This window comes from Sinorhizobium sp. CB7, from assembly GCF_041357635.1.
GTDB lineage: Bacteria > Pseudomonadota > Alphaproteobacteria > Rhizobiales > Rhizobiaceae > Rhizobium.
Genome location: NZ_JAULLL010000071.1, coordinates 1 through 453, shown reverse-complemented (window position 1 = coordinate 453; position 453 = coordinate 1). Strand labels below are relative to the sequence as shown.

At 63.6% G+C, this 453-nt stretch carries 1 protein-coding gene; it reads right to left on the bottom strand.

Annotated features, from left to right (window positions below):
• On the bottom strand, nucleotides 1–453 hold a 453-nt coding region (locus tag AAE029_RS36220), incomplete at both ends, for a hypothetical protein (protein ID WP_371077765.1).

The following is a 453-nucleotide window of genomic DNA, read 5'->3' as shown; positions in this document are numbered from 1 at the left end:
TCTGGTCGGACTTCAGCGCTGCAACCTGGGCGGTCTTCAGTGCTGCGGTCTGATCCGTGGACAGGGCCGCGACATTGTCCGTGGAGAGACCGGACAGAGCGGTGGCTGTGAGCGCCGCGATGTCGGCCGTCGAGAAGGTCGCGATATCTTCCGAGGCTAGAGCTGCTACCTGCGTCGAGGTGAGTGCTGCCACCTGCGCCGAGCTTAGCGCTTCAGCCTGAGCGGAGCTCAGGGCACCGATCTGGTCAGTCGTCAGCGATCCAAGGATCTTGGTGCTGAAGGCTGCGACCTGGTCGGTGGAGAGGGCTGCAATATTGTCGGTGCTGAGTACCTTCAACTGCGTGGAGGTCAGGGCGCCGATCTGGGACGAGCTCAGGGCACCGACCTGCGACGAGGTCAGGGCTGCGATCTGGTCGGACTTCAGCGCTGCAACCTGGGCGGTCTTCAGTGCTG